This is a genomic window from uncultured Gimesia sp. (genome assembly GCF_937910335.1).
Taxonomy (GTDB): Bacteria; Planctomycetota; Planctomycetia; order Planctomycetales; family Planctomycetaceae; genus Gimesia.
This window is the reverse complement of record NZ_CALEMX010000082.1, coordinates 1-7438: the sequence shown is the minus strand read 5'-3', so window position 1 is coordinate 7438 and position 7438 is coordinate 1. Positions and strand designations below refer to the sequence as shown.

Annotated in this window: 8 protein-coding genes; all 8 read left to right on the top strand. The window is 46.2% G+C overall.

Features of this window, described 5'->3' with window-relative positions; all coding sequences use genetic code 11:
- On the top strand, positions 1-699 hold a 699-nt coding region (locus Q0668_RS03350; protein ID WP_298859920.1), incomplete at its 5' end, for an ABC transporter permease.
- A gap of 10 nt (positions 700-709) precedes the next feature.
- Positions 710-1399 (top strand): ABC transporter ATP-binding protein, encoded by a 690-nt coding sequence (locus Q0668_RS03345; RefSeq protein ID WP_298859918.1) that lies wholly within the window; start codon positions 710-712, stop codon positions 1397-1399.
- Between the two features lie 33 nt (positions 1400-1432).
- Positions 1433-3022: a molybdate ABC transporter substrate-binding protein gene (modA, locus tag Q0668_RS03340; RefSeq protein ID WP_298859916.1), complete on the top strand. Its 1590-nt coding sequence runs from the start codon at positions 1433-1435 to the stop codon at positions 3020-3022.
- A complete protein-coding gene (locus Q0668_RS03335; protein ID WP_298859914.1) occupies positions 3019-3960 on the top strand; it encodes an ABC transporter permease in 942 nt (313 codons plus the stop codon). The genes modA and Q0668_RS03335 overlap by 4 nt, the downstream gene beginning before the upstream one ends.
- Before the next feature lie 62 nt (positions 3961-4022).
- Positions 4023-4757 carry an ABC transporter ATP-binding protein gene (locus tag Q0668_RS03330; protein WP_298859912.1) on the top strand — a complete coding sequence of 245 codons (735 nt, stop codon included), beginning with the start codon at positions 4023-4025 and terminating at the stop codon, positions 4755-4757.
- Position 4758: 1 nt separating this feature from the next.
- Positions 4759-5037 (top strand): MoaD/ThiS family protein, encoded by a 279-nt coding sequence (locus Q0668_RS03325; protein WP_298859911.1) that lies wholly within the window; start codon positions 4759-4761, stop codon positions 5035-5037.
- Positions 5038-5093: 56 nt separating this feature from the next.
- On the top strand, positions 5094-5855 hold the full coding sequence (locus Q0668_RS03320; RefSeq protein ID WP_298859909.1) for a HesA/MoeB/ThiF family protein: 762 nt from the start codon (positions 5094-5096) through the stop codon (positions 5853-5855).
- A 40-nt stretch (positions 5856-5895) separates the two neighbouring features.
- Positions 5896-7323, top strand: a complete 1428-nt coding sequence (locus Q0668_RS03315; RefSeq protein ID WP_298859907.1) for a neutral/alkaline non-lysosomal ceramidase N-terminal domain-containing protein — start codon at positions 5896-5898, stop codon at positions 7321-7323.
- Positions 7324-7438 lie beyond the last annotated feature (115 nt).

The window sequence follows — 7438 nt, the reverse complement described above, 5'->3', positions numbered from 1 at the left end:
CAGTGTTATCCAGAACGAGGTACTGCAGATGACAGTACAGTCTGGATCAATCTTGGAGAAGCTCAGGAATTGCTGAAGATGCAAAATCTGGTGAATGCGATTCTGGCGTTAGAATGTAATTGTGCAGCCAAAGACCGTGTGGCGCAGATACGTGAAGAAATAGGTAAAATACTTCCAGGAACCCAGATCATTGAAAGAGGCCCCCCTGCTCTTGCCCGAGCAGAAGCGCGAAATCAAGCACATGCGAGTGCCGTCGCATCGCTGGAACAGGAAAAGGCGAACCGTTTGCAGATGATCAAACGTCATGCCGATTTTGCAGCTGTGCTGGTTCCCTTAGTTGTACTGGGATGCGGGGCCTGGATCGGATTCTTGTCTCTTGAAAATGTAAGACGCCGCGCGCCTGAAATTGGAGTGCTGCGTGCAATAGGTTTGCGGTCTACTCAGGTATTCGGGATTTTTATCATTAAAGCATTCCTGATTGGTGTGATTGGTGCATTGATTGGATACTTTCTGGGATATGGAATCGGTATCATCTGGGGCAGTTTACCTGCATCAGTGAATCCGCAAGAAGCATTGTTTTCAGGACGATGGTTACTGTTAAGTTTGATATTCGCGCCAGTATTAGCAAGTTTATCCAGTTGGGTACCAGCATTGTTGGCAGCAAGACAGGATCCTGCCACGATTCTGCAAGAAGGGTAATCAGAAGAATATGTTATTGGAATTAGTCGAATTATCTAAGTCCTTCAAATCCGGCTCAAAACGAGTTCAAGCCGTCGATGGGATCAGCCTGACTGTTGATGCGGGTGAATTTCTCGCCATCAAAGGGCCGAGTGGTTGTGGGAAATCGACCTTACTTTTAATGGTGGGGGGACTGTTGAGCCCCGATTCAGGAGAGGTATTGATTGAAGGGACTGATCCTTACAAACTTTCCAATGATCAAAGGGCTCGGTATCGTTCGACTCACATGGGTTTTGTATTTCAACAATTCCATTTGATTCCCTATTTGAATGTACTGGATAATGTGTTGACCCCTGCCTTAGCAACGAATTTATCTCAGGCCAAAGAACGTGCAAAGGAGTTAATTGAGCAATTTGGTTTAGAGCATCGTCTGCATCATACACCTGCAGAATTGAGTACTGGTGAAAAACAGCGTGTGGCATTGGCCCGGGCCCTCTTTCATCAACCCAAAATTCTGTTGGCTGATGAACCTACGGGCAATCTGGATTCCGAAAACTCCGAAATTGTTTTGAAAGCATTGAGTGAGTTTACCAAAGAGGGGGGATGTGTGCTGATGGTTACGCATGATGATCAGGCTGTTAAGTCTGCGCAGCGCGTATTGGGAATCAACGCTGGTCGCTTAATACCAGAATCAGAAACGGAAGTTTTAACGAATTCTTAAAGGCCAATTGTCCGTATCAGTTGGGAAGATATAATGAAACTGCATTGCCGTCATCAGTGGAATCAGAGAACCCCGGAGACATGTCCGGAAGGAAAAATCAACAGTGGGTTGGCACTTGTAGGAGGCTCGCTGCTGTTTCTGGTGATCATGGTGGGGATACTCGTTTATTCTCCCCCGAAAGATGTTTCTGAAACCGCGAATCAAGCTGATGCCTCTCTGCTGATGTATTGTGCTGCAGGTATTAAACCACCGGTAGCAGCATCCGCTGCTCAGTTTGCAGAAGAGGTGTTTGGTGTTCCGGTCCACTTACAGTATGGCGGTTCCGGTACTCTGTTGAGTAATTTACAAGTGGCGAAACAGGGGGACCTCTATCTGGCTGCAGATACAAGTTATATCGAGATTGCTCGCGAGAAGAACCTCGTCAAAGAAGCCATCCCAGTAGCTCAGATGCGGCCGGTGATTATGGTTAAGAAAGGGAACCCAAAAAAGATTCAGTCGATTGATGATCTGACAAAAGAAGGTGTCAGCTTTTCATTAGCCAATCCAGATGCTGCATCGATTGGGAAACTGGCTAAAAAAGAGTTGCAAAAAGCAAAAAAGTGGGAGTCAATATCCAAGGCGGCCCGAGTCTTTAAACCGACTGTTTCAGAAGTTGCCAATGATGTTCTGCTGGGTGCGGTGGATGCCGGCATTGTCTGGGATGCAACTGTGAATCAGCATTCTGATCAGGCAGAAATGATAGAAGTTCCTGAGTTCGCTCAATCAGTAAAAAATGTGACAGTCGGGATTTTAAAATCATCCCAAAAGCCGCAGCAGGCATTGATGTTTGCCCGCTATCTGCAAGCTCCTGGAAAAGGGGGAAAACATTTTTCCGGTATGGGGTATCAGACTGTCAAAGGAGACGCATGGGACCCTCACCCACAAGTTCTGTTATTCAGTGGTGGAGTGAATCGGCTGGCCATTCAGGACACTCTAAAAGCGTTTGAAAAACGCGAAGGAATTTCAGTCAATGTTGTGTATAACGGCTGTGGGATTCTGGTTGGACAAATCAATAGTGGACAAAAGCCAGATGCTTATTTTGCCTGCGATAAATCCTATATGGTGGAAGTGCAACCTAAGTTTGCCCTGCCTTTAACTGTTACAGAAACCGATATGATTCTCATCGTCGAGAAAGGCAATCCTAAAAAAATCAAATCGGTCTACGATCTGGTTGGTGAGAATATCAAAGTTGGAATCGCTCATCACGAACAAAGTGCGCTGGGGGCATTGACAAAAAAGTTATTGAGTCCACTCGTTTCGGGAGATAAAAGTCTTTACGACGCAGTTCAGCCGAATGTGAAAACCAATACCCCGACCGCAGATATGCTGGTGAATCAACTACGAACAGGCTCATTGGATGCAGCGATTGTCTACCGGGCCAATATTTCGATGGTCGCTGATAAGCTTGATGTGATTGAAATTAAAGAGGGCCGACCTCTGGCAGAGCAGCCAATTGCGATCTTGAAGTCAACGAAATATCCCAATCTCATGCAGCGTCTGGTTGACCAGTTGACTTCAGAATCATCTCGGGGCATATTTGAATCCAAAGGGTTTCGCTGGCGTTTGACTCCGGAGTCGCTATGACTGAGCAGAAGACTGAGGAGCACTCTAGCGCATTAAAGTCACGATCTGATCTCCCGTTCTATGCGATTTTTATTGCCATCAGTACGATTTATGTGTTGCTGATCGTGGCGATGCTTTCGGCAGAGACCACTTATACGACGCCCGATCATATCTGGGCCGCATTTGCCAAGCCGGAAATTCGCTATGCGATCTGGCTCAGCCTGGTCTCGTGTGCCATTACAACAGTTCTATCTCTCTGGGTCTCTGTACCAATTGGTTACTTAATGTCTCGGCACGACTTTCGCGGAAAAGTACTGGTCGATGCAATTTTAGATATTCCGATCGTGTTACCTCCTTTGGTGATTGGCTTGTGCCTGTTAATTTTATTTCAGGTGGATGTACCTCAGATTGAATGGCTCAATGAAATGGTTGCGTCGGATTCCGAGGCAAACTCTAGTCAAGAGTTTGCGATGAAGAAAACACAATCTATTGATGACCTGATTCGTAAAGTGACGAAGTTAATTTTTGGGAAAGCAATCGGAGTAACCTATGAAATTCCGAGTGTGATTTTGGCTCAATTTATGGTGGCGTGTGCGTTTGCCGTTCGAACGATGCGCGTCACGTTCGATCAGATAGGGCCGCGCTATGAGCAGGTTGCGCTGACTTTGGGTTGTAACCGAGGTCAGGCGTTCTGGCGTGTGGTATTTCCACAGGCATATCGGGGATTATTGGCAGCAGGAACGCTCGCCTGGGCTCGTGCGCTGGGAGAATTCGGACCCATTCTGATTTTTTCCGGCGCTACACGCATGAAGACTGAAGTCCTGCCGACAACGGTGTTTTTGGAGTTAACTGTTGGTAATATTGAAGGCGCGGTTGCTGCTTCGTTAATTATGGTTGTTTCCGCCTTGTTCGTGTTAGTGATTGCTCGGATGTTTGGTTTGACCCGCGCAGTAATTTAAAATCTTGTTTGGAAAAGTAACGATAGTCGGTGGGATGATTTTGCCGTCTGTTTAGATGTGTCATGATATCAGTAAATAAACTCTGTGTTAAAGTTGGCGATTTCGAGCTGAAAGATATCAGCTTTGAAGTACCCGAGGGTCATTATGCCGTCCTGATGGGCAAAACGGGTAGTGGGAAAACTACCATTCTTGAGACCATTTGTGGCTTGAAAAAAGTGCTTTCCGGAACGATCCATCTACATGGGAAACTTGCTACACATGCAAAACCAGCGGAACGTGAAATAGGATACGTGCCTCAGGAGGGTGTTCTGTTTCATACGATGACAGTGAGAGATAATTTGTCGTTTGCATTAGAGTTAAGAAAATGGAGTCAACAAAAAATTGATGAGCGTGTGGAAGAGTTGGCAACACTGTTAGGGATTACAGGATTGCTGAACCGAACTCCCCATGGTTTGAGTGGAGGAGAAACGCAAAGAATATCTCTAGGACGCGCATTAGCGGCGAAGCCAGCCATCTTGTGTCTGGATGAACCCTTAAGTGCATTAGATGAAGACACACGAGGCGAAATGTGTACTTTACTGAGTGATGTGCAACGCTTAACGGGTGTTACGACATTGCATATTACTCATAACATTTCAGAGTCGGATCGTTTAGGGGATATGAAATTTCTCATTGAAGGAGGAGTACTTAAAAGCCTGCCTTCGAAAGTTAGGGAAAAGAGATCCGATCTCACCGGAAAAGTGAGTCCGGAGACCGGCTCCCCCTCTGATAGTTCTACGCAGGTGAAAGTCGATTAGTATGAAGATTATCGTAGAGTATACGGCACAGGTTAAAAAAGCTGCCGGCGTGAGCAAAGAAGAATTTGAGGTGAATGAGGGTATTACTCTGCAGGAACTTGTGAAAGAAGTAGCCGAGCAGCGCGGCCCTTCTCTCAAAGCGATTCTTTTTCCGGATTCCGATGAACTACATCCCTCAATCTTACTATTTGTTTCCAATGAACAGGTGATGTGGGATGAGCCTTTGACGTTAGAATCGCATCACGTCGTGACGATTCTCTCACCCATTTCGGGGGGTTAAGTCTTCCGAATGAAAACATTATTTTAGCACTTTGAAATGTGAGAGATACAGGAGTCATGATGTCTGGATTCGCTCCCCTGACAGATGAAGAACGAGCTGTTTACGAATGGCAGATCTGGGTTCCCGAGTATGGTGAAGCTGGGCAGGAAAAATTAAAAAACGCCTCAGTCCTGGTTTCGCGATGTGGCGGATTGGGTAGTGTGGTTGCATATGAATTAGCGGCTGCCGGCATCGGTAAGCTTGTGATAGCGCATGCGGGAAATGTCAAACCCAGTGATTTAAACCGGCAATTGCTGATGACACATGACTGGTTGGGTAAACCTCGAGTGGAATCAGCAGAACGCCGACTGAAAGAACTGAATCCCCGTTTGGAAATTGTGGCGATTCCCGAAAATATTAGTGAAGAGAACGCCCAACCTATTGTGGAGCAAGTAGATTTAATCGTTGACTGTGCCCCGCTCTTCCCGGAGCGTTATGCAATGAACCGGCAATCGGTCTTACAGAATAAACCTTTAATCGAATGTGCCATGTACGATTTGGAAGCACAATTGACAACATTTATTCCCGGTCAAACGGGATGCTTGTCTTGTTTATTTCCAAACGATCCACCAGCCTGGAAGCGAGAGTTTCCTGTATTTGGCGCGGTTTCAGGTACCGTGGGATGTATGGCGGCAATGGAAGCCATTAAGGTGCTTTCCGGCATAGGAGAGCCTTTAACGAATCAATTGTTGATGTTTGATCTGCGAGATATGACATTTCATCGCAATACAATTCAGCGTCGAATGGGCTGCCCCGTCTGTGGGGAAATAAAGTACTAATTAATTTCGTTTCAAGAGTTCACGATCCCGGGGGAATCTTATGATAGACCGCATTCAGCAAATTGTACTCATCACTGTGTTTGTTTCAGGGTATTTCATTGGTACTGCGAATTCAGTTCTGTCTGCCGAAGTAGAAAAGCAATCTGAGTGGCGCGCAGCGGCGATCTCGGTTGTCATCACACCGGAAAAGTCAATGTGGATGTCAGGATATGCTTCGCGCAACAAACCATCGGAAGGCAAAGTGCACGATCTCTATGCAAAAGTGTTAATCATTGAAGATATGCGAGGGCAAAAAGTGGTCATTGTTACCACTGATTTAATTGGGATTACACCCGCATTAAGAGATCCCATTGCCGCTCGTTTAGAATCTGAGTTTAAAATTCCATCAACCGCATTATTAATGAATGCCTCGCATACTCATTGTGGACCAGAACTAAGAGAGGGGAAAGCATCCCGCCGCGGGCTCGGGGGAGATCGTGGAGCTGAGGCGCGTGAATATACTCAAAAACTGAGTAAGAAAATTGTGGGAGCGATCGGCCAGGCCCTGAGCAAGCTGGAACCAGTTCAACTAAAATATTCCTATGGTCGGGCAGGTTTCTCAATGAACCGACGTTTGCCAACAGCCAAAGGCGTGAGTAATAGTCCCCATCCGCAAGGGCCCGTTGATCAACGAGTGCCGGTGTTGAGTGTCAAACGTCCTGATGGTTCTATTGTGGCAGCCCTGTTTGGATATGCATGCCATAACACAACGCTCAGTTTTTACCAATTTTGTGGTGACTATGCCGGATTTGCTCAGGAATATCTGGAAGCCGATCATCCTGGCATGATTGCCTTATTTATGATGGGTTGTGGAGGAGATCAAAACCCTTATCCGCGGAGAACATTAGATCTTGCCAAACAGCATGGTCGTGCACTTTCAAATGCAGTGGAAGTGGCTTTGTCAGTTCGGCAGCCGCGTTTAATTCATGGTCCTCTTGGCGTGGCCATGGATGATGTGGAACTGGAGTTCGTGACTCCTCCCTCGCGTGAAGAATTACTCAGAAAACAGAAACAAGGGAATAAATACGAAAAAAGCCATGCAACACGTCTGTTGGCACAAATTGAAGAACGAGGCGGCATTCAAACACGCTATGCGTTCCCATTACAGGTCATTCAATTTGGAAACGATTTAACATTAACCGCAATTTGTGGTGAAACCGTCGTCGATTATTCTCTTCGACTTCAAAAAGAGCTGAAGATCAATTCTGGAGCAGAGGAGGAGGAAGATCCCATTATCTGGGTAGCCGGCTATTCGAATCATGTTTTTGGTTACTTGCCGAGTCTTCGAGTATTGAAAGAGGGAGGGTATGAAGGAGGGGGTGCGATGACATATACTTCTTATCCGGGACCTTTTACTGATTCAGTAGAAAAGCGGGTCATTTCCAAAATCAAGGAATTGACAAAGCAGGCCCGGAAAGCATCCCAATAGATCAATTATGATATAGGGATTTGATGCTGGTTTTATCAAAAATGGCGGTTTTTACTATTTCTTGAGATGGGTCAGACAGGACAGCAGCATACCCCCACTGCCGCAGGTAGGATCG

What these genes read in the sequence shown, in the direction of transcription:
- Q0668_RS03345 (WP_298859918.1), top strand. Translation starts at nt 710, where the DNA reads ATGTTATTGGAATTAGTCGAATTATCTAAGTCCTTCAAATCCGGCTCA.
- modA (WP_298859916.1), top strand. Translation starts at nt 1,433, where the DNA reads ATGAAACTGCATTGCCGTCATCAGTGGAATCAGAGAACCCCGGAGACA.
- Q0668_RS03335 (WP_298859914.1), top strand. Translation starts at nt 3,019, where the DNA reads ATGACTGAGCAGAAGACTGAGGAGCACTCTAGCGCATTAAAGTCACGA.
- Q0668_RS03330 (WP_298859912.1), top strand. Translation starts at nt 4,023, where the DNA reads ATGATATCAGTAAATAAACTCTGTGTTAAAGTTGGCGATTTCGAGCTG.
- Q0668_RS03325 (WP_298859911.1), top strand. Translation starts at nt 4,759, where the DNA reads ATGAAGATTATCGTAGAGTATACGGCACAGGTTAAAAAAGCTGCCGGC.
- Q0668_RS03320 (WP_298859909.1), top strand. Translation starts at nt 5,094, where the DNA reads ATGATGTCTGGATTCGCTCCCCTGACAGATGAAGAACGAGCTGTTTAC.
- Q0668_RS03315 (WP_298859907.1), top strand. Translation starts at nt 5,896, where the DNA reads ATGATAGACCGCATTCAGCAAATTGTACTCATCACTGTGTTTGTTTCA.